Here is a 13,072-nt window from a genome sequence, read left to right as displayed (position 1 = left end):
GGGGCCGGCACTCGGGGCGCCGCTTGTCCGACCCCGACACGCTGCTCGAAGCCTACGCCCAAGCCGCCACCGCCCTGAGACCTCAGCCCAGCCTGACGGTTGGCCTGGTCGGGCAGGACATGTTGCGCGAACTCACTCTTATTGGCGAACTATGGAACGCAAGCGATCAGCCTTGGGCCGCGACCGGCCTTGCCGCGGCAGCAGTGCTTGCACCCCTGGTGACCGATATCTCTGCGGTCGAGGTCTATTTCAGCTCGAACACTCAGATCGGCCTCGAGGCAATCGCCGCGAGTGTCGGTCTTCGCCCTCTAGAAGGCGGCCGCCTCACCCTCCGGCCCTTCCCGACCGTAGGCACGGCACGCCTGGCAACGAGAATCGACAACCTGCACCTCGCCCCCTGGCCTCGAGTCTTCGTAGACCTTCGCCTCGCCGGAGTTCGGGGTGAACAAGCCGCAGAACACCTCAGGGAGATCCAGCTCTCGCCCGGCGTCGACCCCCTGCGCTGATTCCCAGTGCAGGGAGCATGACCAGGCTCCGACCCCGATAGGGGATCTGGCGAAGCCTGGGCGGACTGGCACGTCGCCCCGACGTAGTGGGTTCAGAAAGGCAAGACCCCGGACGCGTGCCTCGAAGGCACTTGCGACACCGGGGAATTGCCAACCACCCTACCGTGCACCAAGGCGCATCCTCTCCGAACTTTCGAGCAAGGCAACCGTCGGCCTGGATTCCCCGACAGCCATAGCCGCACTTTGACGAAGTAGGGGCAGAATGACAGGTAGCCTTGCCGTGTCGGGCTACGGGACAACTGTGAAGCGTCAGGGCCACCGAGTAGGAGGGCGCAGGTGAGCGGGATCCAACCAGAGGGTATGGCTGGCCCCTCCTCCGTAGAACCAGTTCCCACGCACGGCACTGAAGATCGACTCCTTGACTTGCAGGCGGTCACCGACCTCGCTCGAACGGTGCTTGCCGACGATGCTGTGAAGGTCTGGATGCGGGCCCCGAACCGCCTCCTCGGCCATCGGAAGCCGCTCGATTTGGTCGCATCCGGTCAACACCAGCGCGTAAAGGACCTCCTGCTCGCACTGGCGGAGGGCGTCACTGTCTGATGGGTGTCGAGAAGAATTCTCACCCTTGCGCGAAGTGCATTCTCCCTAGTGTTGTCCAGGCCTCGCAGCCAGTCTGGGTCATGGTTCGCTTGGGGGCACTGGGGGTGTCGGGGTGGAGGGTCGAGCGGTCTACCCCTTGATGACGGGGATGGCGTGGAAAAGCCGGTCACCCGTGGCAAGTTGCCAAGATTTCTGAAAATTCTTGAGATTGTTGGGCAATTCCGGGGGGATGTTGTCACCCTGCCCAGTACAATGACAGGTATGGAGTTTGGCTCTTCCGGCAACGAATCCCCAGAGACATCTGACAGGGGTTCTGTCGAGGCATCTGCCGCTGGGGGTTGCTGCACGTGTGGTGGTGGCGGGCCGGTGATTGCTGGTTTTGAGTTGGTGGATTATTCGGGGTTGGGGACGTCGGATTTGATGAAGGTGGCGTTGCAGGGTGATGTGGCCCGCCGTCAGTTGGACGGGTACCTGGCGGGGGTGTTGGGCCGGTTCGGCGACCTCGAAGGCGACGACGCCATGTTCGCGGTGTGCAAGCAGTTCGGGATCAAGGCCCACAAGGCCAACCGCCAGGCCAAGGTGGCCTCGGGGTTGCGGGCCCTTCCCGATGTGTTGGGGGCGGTCAGGGACGGGTACATCTCCATGGACCACGCCGAGATGATCTCCGCCTCCCACGCCCGGGCCCCGTTGGGCGAAGGGGAGCCTCTGGACCTGATTCTGGAGGCCATGCGCCTGGACTGCGACCAGTTCAAGAAGACCCTGGCCACCCGCGAGGACCAACGGGCCTCGGTCGACGGTTTGTCCCGTACCGAACGCCAACGAGCCCGGCGCACCGCCAGCGTGTTCGACGGGGACGACGACATGGTCATCCTCCACGCCGAACTCGATGCCATCGCAGGCCAACGAGTCAAGACCGCCATGGCCGCCATGAACACCCGCCTGCTACACCACGACACTCGAAACGGCGACGAACGCACCTACCACCAACGCAACGCGGATGCCCTCGTCGCCCTCATCACCCAACAACCAGGTGGAAGGGCAGGCAGAGATGGTGAGGCGGCCAACGGCCTGTCCTTACCGCCCGCAGCCGACGAGTCAGAACAGAAGCAGGCCACGGATTGTGGCCCGGCGCCGCAGAAGACGGTGTTGGTGGTGACTGCCGAGTGGGATCCCATTTACGGGGTGCTCCAAGACGCCGAGCTCATCGACGGCACCCCCATCGAAATTGAAGAACTCCGCCGTCTGGCTTGTGACGCCGACATCATCCCCTCCATCTTCGGCTCCGACGGCCAACCTCTCTACCTGGGCCGAACGCAGCGGGCCCCGAACCAGGCTCAACGGATGGCGTTGTTCGCCCGAGACCAACACTGCGTCGACTGCGGGTTGGCCGCCCAGGCCTGCGACATCCACCACATCCTTCCCTGGGAACAAGGTGGCCCCACCAACATCGACAACCTGGTCCTGCTCTGCCCGAAGTGTCACCGCCGGGCCCACCGCCACGACCACCAACACGCCTACCACAAACGACGCCGCGACCGAACCCGACCCCCGATCCCCCGCCAGCAGCGACCGCCCGACTCGGTCAGGGGGACTCACACCGTCTCAAGAGATTGACTGAAGTCAATTCACATTGCTCGGTGAACCTTCCGAAGGGCCGAGTCACCACAATTTGTTGGCCCACTCTCGACTTGCCCCGGTCTACGCAATGACCTCCTCGCCCCGCTACCCAGGGACGTCAAGGATGACACCAAGCAATTCCCGTATCTGCAAGAGGGCAGCGGGTCCGACGTTGCCACGCGTGCCCTTGATGCGATTCGTAGCTATGGTACGAATCTGTTGGCATTGAGCGGCTGAATTGCGAGCTAGGCCATTCCCGTGATCAGGCTCAAGCTCAACTTCCGAAGCAAAGCCCCGAAGCGTGGAGGTCACTGGCACGACTTGCACCACGCTCGGTTCAGCATCCAGTGTCTGCTGGGCAGTCACGACTATGGCTGGATGGACAAAGCCCGCCTCGCTTCCAGAGGGAAGGCCGAAGTCAAGGTCGACTACGTCACCCGAGGTCAGCATCAAGCCAAGTCATTTCTTCATCAGTGAGATCACAGCGAAGCTGAACACCGATCTCGTACTGCCTGAGCCGTAGCACTGCGAGCGCCACCGTGTCTCCGACGGTCGCGCCGCGAGATTCGGCGAGCTTCTTCAGCTCTCGATGTGTCGCCCTGTCAATCCGCACGCTCGTACTCTGCATATGAGTATGTTATCGACTCTGCATACACAACAGCATCCCTGATCTGTGGTTCCTCAATCTTCCGGCTCCAGTGCGTCTGTCGGGCAGCGAAGCAGCCATGCTCAGTGCACATCTCAGTGGAGCAGGGTGGTTTGGGATTGGTAGTGCTTTCGGATGGTGGCGGGGTCGACATTGGGGTCGGGGGGGATGGTTTGGCCCTGGCCGAGGTTCCAGTCTTGGGCGATGTCGGCGAAGGGGTTGGTGACAGTGCTTCCCGTAGCCACCACGGCGGCTTGGAGGGCGGCGCCGGTGGCGACGGTTTCGTCGTCGGTGGGGACGGTGACCTCCCGGCCCGACAGTGCCGCGGCTCTGACTTGGTAGGCGGGAGATCGGGCGCCGCCACCTACCAGGTAGCAGCGGGCTCCGGTATCGGCCGCAGCTCGGTCAGTCCTGGAGGAGGCAGTTCCGGAGGTGACAGCGCCGGTCATCTCAGCACCGGCACGGGCAATGGCGTCCAGGCCGTCGAGCAGGCCGCACAGCACCCCGTCGTGGGCGGCCAGGGCCAGATCGGCCCTTGACGTGTCCACCCTCAGCCCCGTGAATGCCCCAGTGGCGTCGGGGAGGTTGGGAGTCCGCTCGCCGTCGAAGTAGGGCACGAGGACCGGGGGTGTGGGGTTGGGCTCGGCGGCCAGCGCCAACGCAGCCAGTTCGGCGGGGTCGACGCCCAGCCATCGGGCCACGGTGTCGGTGACCCGAGTGGCGTTGAGGGTGCAGACCAGGGGCAGGTAGGCCCCGGTGGCGTCGGCGAATCCGGCCACCGCCCCGGAAGGGTCCTTCACCGGAGTCGACGACACGCAGTAAGCCGTGCCCGAGGTGCCGAGGGAGATCACCGCGTCGCCGGGGCGGAGGCCCAGGCCCAGCGCCGCGGCCATGTTGTCGCCGGTGCCCGGCCCCACCAGAACTCCTTCGGGCAGACCCAGGTCGGCCGCGGCCTCGGCGGTGATCTCACCGGCGGCGGTCGTTGGGGCCAGCACCTGGGGCAGTCGGTCCATCCACGGGGCGGCATCACCCACCGCAGCGGCCAGCAGGCCTGGGTCCACCGCATCCCGAACGGGATCGAACCAGCCGGTGCCCGAGGCATCCCCCCGGTCGGTGACGTGTGCTCCGGTCAGCCTCCAGGTGAGCCAGTCGTGAGGCAACATGACGCGGGCGGTCCGCTCCCCCATTTCGGGTTCGTGCTCCAGCACCCAGGCCAGCTTGGCAATGGTGAACGCAGCCAGGGGCACCGAGCCGCACCGCTGGGCCCACTCCCCCGCCCCGAGACGGGCCACCAGGTCACGGGCCTGGGGTGCCGAGGTGGTGTCGTTCCACAGTTTGGCCGGACGCAACACCGTGCCGTCCTCGGCCACCAGCACCAACCCGTGCTGTTGCCCGGCGACGCTCACCGCCACCACGTCGGCCCGATCGGCCTCGCGGCACTGGGCGAAGCAGTGGCTCAGGGCCTCCCACCACACCTCCGGGTCCTGCTCGCTCACCGGGGGGTCCCAGCGAACGTGGCTGTGGGGGGCACTGGCCCGGCACACCAGTCGGCCTGAATCCCGCTCGCGTAACTCCAGCTTGGTCGACTGAGTGGACGAGTCCACCCCGGCCACCAGGGCGCGACCGGTCATTGCCGGGGTGACCACAAGCGAGCGGGGCCGGTCATTGCCGGGGCAATCACAAGCGGCGTCGACCACTCATGAAATGGGGCGTGGACCAGATGATGCGGTTCACCTCGTTCTCCAGGTGTTCCTGGCGCCCGGACACCGGCTGAGGGTTGAGGCCGTCGGCCACCGCGGCGTCGGCCAGCGAGGCCAGGGTGGCGTCGCCCTTCATGATGTCGGCGCCCAAGTCGGATTCCCAGCGGGCGTAGCGTTGCCGGCGGGCTTGTTCGATCACCCCGTCGGTCACCATGGCCTCGGCCACCAAGAGTGCCCGGGCCAGGGTGTCGATGCCGCCGATGTGGCCCCAGAACAGGTCGTCGCGGGCCAGGCTCTGGCGGCGCAGCTTGGTGTCGAAGTTGAACCCCCCGGTGGTGAATCCCCCGCCCTGCACGATCTCGTAGAGGGCTGGGGCCAACTCGTCCACCGAGTTGGGGAATTGGTCGGTGTCCCATCCGTTCTGGGGATCGCCCCGGTTGGCGTCCACGCTGCCGAAGATGCCGTTGTCCACGGCGTAGGCCACCTCGTGATGAAAGGAGTGGCCCGACAAGGTGGCGTGGTTCACCTCGATGTTCACCTTGAACTCGTCGACGAGGTCGTAGCGGTCCAGGAACCCGTGGACCGCCGCGCAGTCGTAGTCGTACTGGTGCTTGGTGGGTTCCTGAGGTTTGGGTTCCAGCAGCAGGGTGCCGCCGAAGCCGATGTGGTGCTTGTGCTCGGCCACCAGGGTCAGGAAGCGGGCGAGTTGGTCGGCTTCTTGCCGCAGGCGGGTGTTGAGCAGGGTCTCGTAGCCCTCGCGCCCGCCCCACAGCACGTAGTTGGCCCCGCCGAGGCGATGGGTGGCGTCCAGCATGTGGCGTACCTGGGCGGCGGCGTGGGCGAACACCTCGGGGTCGGGGTTGGTGGCCGCCCCCGCCGCGTACCGGGGATGGGAGAACAAGTTGGCGGTGCCCCACAACAGCCGCACCCCGGTGGCCTCCATTTTGGCGGCCGCCCGTTCCACCATGGCGTCGAGGTTGGCCCGGCTCTCGGCCAGATCGGCGCCCTCGGGGGCCATGTCCACGTCGTGGAAGCAGTAGAACGGGGTGCCCAGCTTCTGGAAGAACTCGAAGGCGGCGTCCTGCTTGTGGCGGGCGGCGGCCATCGGGTCCTGGCCGGGTTCCAGCCACGGACGGTCGAAGGTTCCTGCGCCGAAAATGTCGCTACCCGGCCAGTTGAAGCTGTGCCAGTAGCAGACGGCCACCCGCAGGTGCTCGGCCATGGGCTTCCCCAGCACCATCCGCTCGGGGTCGTACACCCGGTAGGCCGGGGCATCGGGCGGGGCCTCTTGGCCGGCAAAGGCCACCGGCTCGACAACCGTGTCAAAGAAGTCAGTCATGATCGGCCTCCAACCTGGCTCTCTCCAAACCCAATTCGGCGGCGACAGAGTCCACATAAGAAGTAAGTCATGATCGGCCTCCCGCCGGGTGCTTCGCCGTCATCGTCGGATTCTACGGTTCGTCTTCCCGCACCGCCCGATTGCGCCTACGCTGGCGGGGTTGGCCACCCGTCGGGCCGCCAACATCGGCAACCAACCCCGAGCAGAAGAGGCAGGTCCATGTCGTTTCCCTCTGATCTCGAGATCGCCCGGGGGGCGAATCTCCGTCCTCTGACCGACATCGCCACCGAAGCCGGCATCCCCACCGAGATGCTGGAGCCCTACGGGGCCGGGGCGGCCAAGATCAGCCTCGACGCGGTGGAGGCGCTGGCCGACCGCCCCCGGGCCCGCTACGTGGTGGTCACCGCCATCACCCCCACGCCGTTGGGCGAGGGAAAGACCACCACCACCGTGGGTCTCGGCCAGGGGTTCGGCCACATCAACAAGCGGGCCACCATCGCCATCCGCCAGCCCTCATTGGGCCCCACCTTCGGTATCAAGGGCGGGGCCGCGGGCGGTGGCTACAGCCAGGTGGTGCCCATGGAGCTGTTCAACCTCCACCTCACCGGCGACATGCACGCGGTGACCGCGGCCCACAACATGTGCTCGGCCATGCTCGACGCCCACCTGTTCCACGGCAACGAGCTGGGCCTCGACCTGCACAACATCACCTGGCGCCGGGTGGTGGACATCAACGACCGGGCCCTGCGCAACGTGGTGCTCGGATTGGGCGGGCGACTGGATGGGGTGCCCCGCGAGAGCGGATTCGACATCACCGCCGCCTCCGAGGTGATGGCCACCTTGGCGTTGGCCACCTCGCTGAGCGACCTGCGGGCCCGGTTGGGCCGCATCGTGGTGGGCTACACCAAAGCGGGCGAGCCGGTGACCGCCGAGGACCTGAAAGCGGCCGGGGCCATGGCCGTGCTGTTGAAGGACGCCCTCAAACCCAACCTGATGCAGACCCTGGAGGGCGGCCCTGCCCTGGTCCACACCGGGCCCTTCGGCAACATCGCCACGGGTAATTCCTCCATCGTGGCCGACCTCATCGCCATCCGCACCGGCGACTTCCTGGTGACCGAGGCCGGGTTCGGCGCCGACATGGGCGCGGAGCGGTTCTTCAACATCAAGTGCCGCTACTCGGGCCTGGCTCCCGATGCCGCCGTAATGGTGGCCACCGTACGGGGGCTGAAGGCCCATTCCGGCAACCACCGCATCGTGGCCGGGCGCCCGCTGCCCGAGGCGCTGTTGGCCGAGAACCCCGACGAGGTCCACGCCGGGGGCGACAACCTGCGCAAGCAACTCGCCAACATGGCGGCCCACGGGGTGACCCCGGTGGTGGCGGTGAACGCCTTCCCCGGAGACCACGACGCCGACCTGGCCGCCATTGCCGAGATCGCCGACGAGTACGGGGCCCGCTGCGCGGTCACCACCCACTTCGCCGACGGTGGGGCGGGTGCTGCCGAGTTGGCCGAAGCGGTGGCCGAGGCGTGCGAGGACCCCAGCTCGTTCCGGGTGCTGTACGGGGACGAGTTGCCCCTGCGGGACAAGATCGCCGCGGTGGCCACCACCGTGTACGGGGCCGACGGCGTGGAGTATTCGGCGACCGCCAACCGCCAGCTCGACACCTACGAGGCGGCCGGTTTCGGCAACCTCCCGGTGTGCATCGCCAAGACCCACCTGTCCATCTCCTCGGATCCGTCCCTCAAGGGGGCCCCCACCGGCTGGACCCTGCCAGTGCGGGAGGTGCGGGCCTCGGTGGGCGCCGGCTTCGTGTATCCCATCTGCGGGGACATGCGGACCATGCCGGGCCTGGGCCGGGTGCCGGCGGCCATGGGGATCGATCTCGACGAGGACGGGGAGATCGTCGGGCTGAGCTGAGGGCCTGATAGCCTGCTGCGGAGTGGAGGGGCGACGATGCCGGGAACGACACGGCCGGGCATGAGCAGGCGGGGGGCCAACGGACAGGGCTCCCGGCCGCGGCTCACGGTGCCGATGGTGCGCGACGCCGATGGGCTGCGGGAGGCGTCGTGGGACGAGGCTCTCGGTCGGGCCGCCGCCGGGTTCACCCAGGTGGTGGACCGCCACGGGCCCGATGCGTTCGGCATGTTCAGTTGCTCCAAGGCCACCAACGAGATGAACTACATCGCCCAGAAGTTCATCCGCACGGTGATCGGGTCGAACAACATCGACTCCTGCAATCGAACTTGACACGCACCCTCGGTCGTCGGTCTGGCGACAGTGTTCGGAGCCGGAGGGGGAACCTCCTCGTACCGGGAAATCGAGGAGACCGACCTCATCTTCCTGTGGGGCTCCAACGCCCGTGAGGCCCACCCAATCTTCTTCCACCACCTGCTGAAGGGACTCGACAACGGGGCCCGCATGTACTGCGTGGACCCCCGCTACACCTCCTCGGCCCGCTTCGCCGACGTGTGGGCGGGCATCAACGTGGGCACCGACATCGCCTTGGCCAACGGCATCGGACGGGAGATCATCCGCGCCGGGCTGGCCAACCAGTCGTTCATCGACCGGGCCACCCAGGGCTTCGAGGCCTACGCCGACTCGGTGGCGTCGTTCACCCCGGAGGCGGTGGCCGCCATCTGCGGCATTCCCGCCGGGGTGGTGGTGGAGATGGCCCACGCCTACGCCACCGCCGAGAAAGCCCAAATCCTGTGGACCCTGGGCATCACCGAGCACCACAACGCGGTGGACAACGTGCTGTCGCTGTGCAACCTGGCCTTGCTCACCGGCCACGTGGGCCGATGGGGGTCGGGCCTGGTCCCGCTGCGGGGGCAGAACAACGTGCAGGGCGGCGGCGACATGGGGGCCATTCCCAACCGATACCCCGGCTTCGCCGACATCGACGATCCCGCTCATCGGGCCCGCTTCGAGGCTGCCTACGGCCGTCCCCTCAACCCGGTGCCCGGCCGTCACCTCACGCTCATGTTCGAGGCCATGGAACAGGGTGACCTGCGGGCGCTGTATGTGATCGGCGAGAACCCGGTGGATTCCGAGGCCGACGCCCACCACGCCCGGGCCCAGCTTCAGAGCCTGGACATCCTGGTGGTGCAGGACATCTTGATGACCCGCACCGCCGAGATGGCCGACGTGGTGCTGCCCGCTTCGGTGGCCTGGGCCGAAACCGAGGGCACCGTCACCTCCAGTGAGCGACGGGTGCAGCGGGTACGCCCGGCGGTGACCCCGCCCGGCCAGGCCCGACATGACATCGACATCCTCTGCGATATGGCCGAGGCCATGGGCGCCGAACTCGGGCCCCGTGACCCGCGGGCCGTGTGGGAGGAGCTGCGCACCGTGTCGGCGATGCACCGGGGCATGAGCTGGGATCGGCTGGAGGCCGCCGGTGGGCTGCAGTGGCCGTGCCCCGGCGACGACCACCCCGGCAGCCCCTTCCTCCACGGCTGGCTGTGGGCCGACGATCTGGAGGGCCGCGACCCGGCCCCCTTCTCTGTGCTGGAGCACGAGGGACCGACCGAGGAGCTGAGCGAGGAGTTCCCCCTGCGGCTGACCACCGGCCGGGCCTTGGACTCCTACAACACCGGGGTGCAGAGCGGGGACTACGACTCGCCGCTGCGGTATGCCGGTTTGGACATGAACCCGGCCGACGCCGCCGCCCTGGCCGTGGCCGACGGCGACCGGGTGCGGGTGTGCTCGCCTCGGGGGTCGGTGGAGATGAACGCCCGGCTGGTGTCGAGCCTGCCTCCCGGACTGGCCTTCACCACCCTGCACCATCCCGAGATCATCGACGTCAACGTGCTCACCAACCCCGACTGGGATCCCAAGTCGGGCACCGCCGAGTTCAAGGCGGCCGCCATCCGGGTAGAGAGGGTCCCGCCCCGGCCCGCCGAGTCCCCTTCAGCGTCCCCCACGACGTCCTCCATCGAGTCCTCCTCTGGGTCCCCCATCGAGTCCACCGCAGGCGCAACCGTTGGCTGACCTGCATTTCGGAACCGAACAACCCACCGCCGCCGAGCAGGCCGCCATCGACGCCGTTGTCGCCCCCGACGACGCCGCCACCGTCTCCGAGTCCGAGCGGTTGGCCCGCGGCGGTCGGGCCCGCCGCCACGCCCGGCGCCATCTGCTGTTGCCGATGCTCCACGCTCTGCAGCATCGCATCGGCTGGATCAGCCCCGGCGGCCTCAACGGCGCCGCCGAGCGGCTGGGCGTGCCCCCCGCCGAGGCCTATGGCGTGGCCACTTTCTACGAGATGTTCCGCACCACCGATCCCGGTCACCGCGACGACGTGGTCCACGTGTGCGTGGACCCCGCATGCGCCCTGGCCGGGGCCGACGACCTGCAAGCCTCATTGGCCGGCGGCGGGGCCAGGGTTCACCCCAGCCCCTGTCTGGGCCAGTGCGACCGGGCCCCGGCCCGGTTCATCCAGGGGGTGGACCGCCCCGACCGGGTGCCCGCCGATGATGACGAGGTGTTCCGCTTGCCGCAGGCCGGTGAGCCCGGTCTGCGGGTGCTGGGCCGGGTGGGCGAGGTGGACCCCACGTCGCTGGACTCCTACCGGGCCCACCGCGGCTACCGGGCCCTGCAGCGGGCAGTCGAGAAGGGTCCCGACGCCGTCATTGAGGCCATCCGGGCGGCGGGGCTGTCGGGACGGGGCGGGGCCGCCTTCCCCACAGGCGTCAAGTGGCGGGCGGTGGCCGACGAACTCGGACCGGACAAGCACGTGGTGGCCAACTGCGACGAGTCGGAGCCGGGCACCTTCAAGGACCGCATCCTGTGCGAGCACGACCCGTTCGCCCTCATCGAGTCGATGACCATCGCCGGGCTGGCCACCGGCGCCCCCCACGGCTGGATCTACATCCGGGGGGAGTATCCCCGGGCCACCGCCCGGCTGGAGGGGGCCATCGCCGCGGCCCGGGCGGCCGGGCTGCTGGGCGACGACGTGGCCGGGAGCGGCCTGCGCTTCGACATCGAACTGCGCCGGGGGGCCGGGGCCTACATCTGCGGCGAGGAGACGGCCCTGTTCAACTCCATCGAGGGCTTTCGGGGCGAACCCCGCAACAAGCCCCCCTTCCCCACCACCCACGGCCTGTTCGGCCAACCCACCGCCATCAACAATCCCGAAACCCTGGTGAACGTGCTCGACATCGTGAACGACGGCCCCGAGGCCTATCGCTCGGTGGGCACCGAGCAATCACCCGGTACCCGGCTGTTCTGCCTCTCGGGCCGTGTGGGGGCACCGGGCCTGTACGAGGTGCCCTTCGGCACCACCCTGGGCGAGCTGCTCGACCGGGCCGGCGGGCCGGTGGGCCGTTTGGCCGCCGTGCTGTTGGGCGGAGCCGCCGGAGTGTTCGTCGGACCCGAATCGCTCGACCTGCGGTTGACCTTGGAGGACGCTCGAGCGGCGGGGGCCACCCTGGGGTCGGGGGTGGTCACGGTGTTCGACGACACCGCCGACATGGAGGCGGTGGTGGTGCGCATCGCCGAGTTCTTCCGCGACGAGTCCTGTGGGCAGTGCGTTCCCTGTCGGGTGGGCACCCAGCGCCAATACGAGGTGCTGGTGGAGCTGCAGGCCACCGGGGGGTCGATGCGCCCGAAGCGGGCCGACCTGGTGCACGACATGGCCCGGGCCATGGCCGACGCCTCCATTTGCGGGCTGGGCCACACCGCGGCCTCCGCCGTGCGCTCTGCGCTGGCGCTCGGCCTAATCGGGCAGGGCGACGGGAACACCTGACGGGAACACTTGATGGAAGCACCTGATCGAAGCCACTGATGGAAGCACGTGCTAGGAACTAGGAAGAGGAAGCCATGAGCCCCGTGACCACCGAGACCGCGGTCACCCTCCGGGTGGACGACCGGGACGTGACCGTCCCCGAGGGAAGCACCATCCTGGACGCGTGCAACGCGGCGGGGGTGGAGACGCCGGTGATCTGCTACGGCCCCACCCTCACCCCCGTCAACGTGTGCCGGGTGTGCGTGGTGGAGCTGGACGGCAGCCGCACCCTGGTGCCGTCGTGCTCCCGCCCGGCCACCGACGACATGGTGGTCCACACCGACAGCGAGCGGGTGCGCCACAGCCGCAAGATGGTGCTGGAGTTCCTGGCCACCGGCGTGGACCTCTCGCAGGCCGACGAGCTGGGCCGCTGGTCCGAGCACTACGGGGCCGACCCCGACCGTTACGGGTCCGACGTAGCACAGATGGACGAGCCGGTGCGGGTGCAGGACAACCTCTACATCCGCGACTACGACAAGTGCGTGCTGTGCTACCGCTGCGTGGAGGCCTGCGGCGACGACGCCCAGCACACCTACGCCATCTCGGTGGCCGGGCGGGGCTTCGGCGCCCGCATCTCCACCGAGTACGACACCACCCTGCCCGACTCGGCCTGCGTCTACTGCGGCAACTGCGTGGCCGTGTGCCCCACCAACGCGCTGCAGTTCAAGACCGAGTACGACCTGCGCCAGGCCGACGATTGGCGCCCCGACGACCAGACGGTCACCCAGACGGTGTGCTCGTACTGCGGGGTGGGCTGCAACCTGGAGCTTCACGTGCAGGACAACCGCATCGTCAAGTGCACCTCCCCCGACGACCACGACGTGACCCGGGGCAACCTGTGCATCAAGGGCCGCTTCGGCTGGACCTACGTGTGAGGGATTC

General features: G+C 68.1%; 11 protein-coding genes. 7 read left to right on the top strand and 4 right to left on the bottom strand.

Annotated features, from left to right (window positions below; genetic code table 11):
• The first annotated feature begins 23 nt into the window (after window positions 1–23).
• The 3 genes from ACOQPQ_RS03245 to ACOQPQ_RS03235 all read left to right on the top strand — a co-directional run bounded on the left by ACOQPQ_RS03245 (window position 24) and on the right by ACOQPQ_RS03235 (window position 2,720).
• Entirely contained in the window at window positions 24–506 is a 483-nt protein-coding gene (locus tag ACOQPQ_RS03245) for a hypothetical protein (RefSeq protein WP_420638010.1), read from the top strand.
• Between the two features lie 423 nt (window positions 507–929).
• Window positions 930–1,106: an antitoxin Xre/MbcA/ParS toxin-binding domain-containing protein gene (locus tag ACOQPQ_RS03240; protein WP_420638009.1), complete on the top strand. Its 177-nt coding sequence runs from the start codon at window positions 930–932 to the stop codon at window positions 1,104–1,106.
• A gap of 366 nt (window positions 1,107–1,472) precedes the next feature.
• Window positions 1,473–2,720 (top strand): DUF222 domain-containing protein, encoded by a 1,248-nt coding sequence (locus tag ACOQPQ_RS03235; protein ID WP_420638008.1) that lies wholly within the window; start codon window positions 1,473–1,475, stop codon window positions 2,718–2,720.
• A gap of 108 nt (window positions 2,721–2,828) precedes the next feature.
• On the opposite strand, the gene ACOQPQ_RS03230 is transcribed toward ACOQPQ_RS03235, so the two are convergent.
• The 4 genes from ACOQPQ_RS03230 to xylA form a co-directional block, all read right to left on the bottom strand.
• Entirely contained in the window at window positions 2,829–3,173 is a 345-nt protein-coding gene (locus ACOQPQ_RS03230) for a type II toxin-antitoxin system PemK/MazF family toxin (RefSeq protein ID WP_420638007.1), read from the bottom strand.
• Complete coding sequence (locus ACOQPQ_RS03225; RefSeq protein WP_420640429.1) at window positions 3,157–3,336, bottom strand: hypothetical protein; 180 nt, start codon at window positions 3,334–3,336, stop codon at window positions 3,157–3,159. The genes ACOQPQ_RS03230 and ACOQPQ_RS03225 overlap by 17 nt, the downstream gene beginning before the upstream one ends.
• A gap of 128 nt (window positions 3,337–3,464) precedes the next feature.
• Window positions 3,465–5,000, bottom strand: a complete 1,536-nt coding sequence (gene xylB, locus ACOQPQ_RS03220) for a xylulokinase (protein ID WP_420638006.1) — start codon at window positions 4,998–5,000, stop codon at window positions 3,465–3,467.
• Window positions 5,001–5,046: 46 nt separating this feature from the next.
• Window positions 5,047–6,408, bottom strand: a complete 1,362-nt coding sequence (xylA, locus tag ACOQPQ_RS03215; protein WP_420638005.1) for a xylose isomerase — start codon at window positions 6,406–6,408, stop codon at window positions 5,047–5,049.
• A gap of 219 nt (window positions 6,409–6,627) precedes the next feature.
• Here xylA and ACOQPQ_RS03210 point away from each other — a divergent pair, with 219 nt between their 5' ends.
• From ACOQPQ_RS03210 to ACOQPQ_RS03195, 4 genes are all read left to right on the top strand, one after another.
• Window positions 6,628–8,325 carry a formate--tetrahydrofolate ligase gene (locus tag ACOQPQ_RS03210; protein ID WP_420638004.1) on the top strand — a complete coding sequence of 566 codons (1,698 nt, stop codon included), beginning with the start codon at window positions 6,628–6,630 and terminating at the stop codon, window positions 8,323–8,325.
• Between the two features lie 60 nt (window positions 8,326–8,385).
• Complete coding sequence (locus ACOQPQ_RS03205) at window positions 8,386–10,398, top strand: molybdopterin oxidoreductase family protein (RefSeq protein ID WP_420638003.1); 2,013 nt, start codon at window positions 8,386–8,388, stop codon at window positions 10,396–10,398.
• Window positions 10,391–12,151: an NADH-ubiquinone oxidoreductase-F iron-sulfur binding region domain-containing protein gene (locus ACOQPQ_RS03200; protein ID WP_420638002.1), complete on the top strand. Its 1,761-nt coding sequence runs from the start codon at window positions 10,391–10,393 to the stop codon at window positions 12,149–12,151. Before ACOQPQ_RS03205 ends, ACOQPQ_RS03200 begins: the two co-directional genes overlap by 8 nt.
• A gap of 74 nt (window positions 12,152–12,225) precedes the next feature.
• Window positions 12,226–13,065 (top strand): 2Fe-2S iron-sulfur cluster-binding protein, encoded by an 840-nt coding sequence (locus ACOQPQ_RS03195; RefSeq protein WP_420638001.1) that lies wholly within the window; start codon window positions 12,226–12,228, stop codon window positions 13,063–13,065.
• Window positions 13,066–13,072: the final 7 nt, after the last annotated feature.

It is taken from the genome of Candidatus Poriferisocius sp. (assembly GCF_965219775.1).
Taxonomy (GTDB): Bacteria; Actinomycetota; Acidimicrobiia; order Acidimicrobiales; family Bin134; genus Poriferisocius.
This window is presented reverse-complemented; position numbering and strand designations above follow the sequence as displayed.